This window comes from Pseudovibrio sp. POLY-S9 (assembly GCF_001431305.1).
Taxonomy (GTDB): Bacteria; Pseudomonadota; Alphaproteobacteria; order Rhizobiales; family Stappiaceae; genus Pseudovibrio.
Map to the genome: position 1 here is coordinate 147092 of NZ_LCWX01000260.1, position 2545 is coordinate 149636.

At 50.2% G+C, this 2545-nt stretch carries 4 protein-coding genes; 2 read left to right on the forward strand and 2 right to left on the reverse strand.

Annotated elements, in window-relative coordinates:
- The coding region (locus tag PPL9_RS34590; protein ID WP_244273507.1) for an IMP dehydrogenase at positions 1–642 on the forward strand (642 nt) is incomplete at its 5' end.
- A 140-nt stretch (positions 643–782) separates the two neighbouring features.
- Positions 783–1925: a site-specific integrase gene (locus tag PPL9_RS29680; RefSeq protein ID WP_057466075.1), complete on the forward strand. Its 1143-nt coding sequence runs from the start codon at positions 783–785 to the stop codon at positions 1923–1925.
- 15 nt (positions 1926–1940) lie between these two features.
- On the opposite strand, the gene PPL9_RS32200 is transcribed toward PPL9_RS29680, so the two are convergent.
- Both PPL9_RS32200 and PPL9_RS29685 read right to left on the reverse strand, forming a co-directional pair.
- The gene (locus PPL9_RS32200; RefSeq protein ID WP_152986867.1) at positions 1941–2132 is read right to left on the reverse strand and encodes a helix-turn-helix domain-containing protein; all 192 of its coding nucleotides are present in this window, start codon (positions 2130–2132) and stop codon (positions 1941–1943) included.
- Positions 2104–2545 (reverse strand): hypothetical protein (locus PPL9_RS29685; protein ID WP_057466076.1); only part of this gene is annotated, 442 nt, incomplete at its 5' end. The genes PPL9_RS29685 and PPL9_RS32200, both read right to left, overlap by 29 nt.

Genomic DNA, 2545 nt, shown 5'->3' on the forward strand with positions numbered 1-2545 from the left:
AACGTAGCAACGCCTGCTGCAACAAAAGCGCTGATTGAAGCTGGTGCGGACGCCGTGAAGGTGGGTATCGGACCGGGTTCTATCTGTACAACACGTATTGTTGCTGGTGTTGGCGTTCCTCAGCTCACAGCGATCCTGGATTGTGCAGCTGAAGCTGCTAAGGCGGATGTGCCGATCATCGCAGATGGTGGCATCAAGTTCTCCGGTGACATGGCAAAAGCATTCGCAGCGGGCGCTGGCTCCTGCATGGTGGGTTCTCTGCTGGCTGGTACCGAAGAAAGCCCAGGCGAGGTTTACCTGCATCAAGGGCGTTCCTACAAAGCCTATCGTGGTATGGGTTCTGTCGGTGCAATGGCGCGTGGTTCTGCGGATCGTTACTTCCAGGCAGAGGTCTCTGATAAGCTGAAGCTGGTTCCAGAAGGTATTGAAGGACAGGTGCCTTACAAAGGCCCGCTCTCTTCCGTTCTGCACCAGCTCGCAGGCGGTGTCCGCGCGTCCATGGGCTACGTCGGCGCACCAAACCTGCCGGAGTACAAAGACCGCGCAACCTTCGTCCGCATCTCCGGCGCCTCCCTTCGCGAAAGCCACGCCCACGACGTCACGATTACAAGAGAGAGCCCGAATTACCCCGGTGCTGTTTGATGGTGTTGTAAGTGTGTGGAAGTTAATTGAATTATAAGGCTTTTTAGGGTCTTTTGCTTTTATCTAAATTGAATAGCTTTTGACCCTAATGAGACTATCGTGATACTAGTCTCAGTGCTCTGATTTGGAGGACTGAGACTATGGCGACTAAGCTAACCAATTCGTACCTGAAGAAGCTAAAGTACGAGGGCAAGCAAATCAAGATAAGGGACAGCGCCGAGCAAGGGCTGATCTTTACGCTTGGTGAGAAGAAGCGTGCATTCTCTGTTTACATTTCGATCAAGGGGAAGCGGAAATTCGAGACTATAGGCTATTTCCCAGAGTTTACCATTGAAGAGGCGCGGGAGAAGGCCAGAAAGTACAAGAAAGCAGCACGTGAAGGTCTAGCTCTGGTCGAAACTTTGAATGAGCTTGCAAGAAAGTATTTCAAGGCTAAAGAGCCGCCTGCGCTTGCAGTCGCCACTTACCGAAAATATGAACTTGATTGGGCTAATAAGTTTTCTGATTGGCATCTCATAGCTCCGGCAGATTTGACCGTTGAGCGCTGTCGAATGAAATTCTCTGTTCTTACACAGAAACACGGGCCGATTGCTGCAAATAACGCGATTATAGTTCCGCAAACAATTATTACGTGGGCTATCGGGGCAGGTGAATTACCGCAGACCTTTGCTAATCCAATCAATTTTGTGTCCAAAAACAAGACAAGTGTACGCAAGCGATTTATGTCGCTTGAAGAGTTAGGGTTTTATTGGGACGGGTTGGAGGAGCTTGTTGAAGGAGGTAGGCATTGGGTTATGTCTTTGCATGCTCTTAGGTACCTGTTGTTGACAGGTCGGCGCAAGGAAGAAGCTCTGGGGCTCAAGTGGAGCTATCTGAATTTTGAGAGAATGACTGTTACTTACCCAGATACCAAGACGGGCGAGAAGACTTTCTCGTTATCAGATGAAACGATAGAGGTTTTGCGGAAAGTTCCCAAGATCAAGGGTTGCTCATTTGTTTTTTCATCGTTTGGGAGGTCAGATAAAGCTATTGATGAGCATACGCTTTACAAGGCGCATAATGACATTTGTAAGATGAAAGGGCTTGTCGACTTGCGGGTTCATGATCTTCGCCGCACTGTTGGCTCTCAGCTCCGTCTGGCAGGCGTGGAGCTTGCTGACATTTCAGATACGCTTGGCCATGCAGATATATCTACCACAAAAGAGCACTATGCGCATTTGGATGCAGCAGCCAATAAGAAGAATGCAGATGTTGTATCTGCTATAATGAAAAAGCGGACTTAATGCGCCCGCTTTTCATTACTCGCCTGTGTGGCGTTTGGTGTTTTCAGTGCAGAATTCTATAAGGCTTTGGTCTGTGTATCGAACCTGCCGGCCAACTTTTATGTACTCGGGTCCTAGTCCTTTCATGCGCCAGACATTCATCGTTGCAGCAGATATTTGTAAAGTTTTTGCGGCTTGATTAGTTGTTAGGAGCTGAATGCTCTGCATTTTCTCCTCCCATGCTGAATGGCTTTAGTGTTTGATTTGCATGATAAACATGGCAAATGGCTTCCATCATCTCCGCCCATTCCAGAGCGGCCATTTCAGGGCTTTGGGGCTTGATGGTGGAAGTGAGCGGCAGGGTTGGGCCTGACATGCTTCTGCGGGAGAGTTGGTTGAGGGTGGTCGTTACCGCTGCACGGCGGATCTCTTCCAGCTTGGCAGTTTCAACAATGCTCAGCTTGTCCGGGCGCGGAATGAGTTCACTCAAAGCTTTTGCCAGCTCACACAGGCCGCCGGTTGGACGGTGCAGCAATGTTTGCGCCTGATCGCATTCGGCTTCCGTGTAGGCCAGATGCGCCAGGATAACCTGCAGGCCGGTCGTCATCATCAAGGGGCGGAGGGCGCGCGGTGTGAACCGC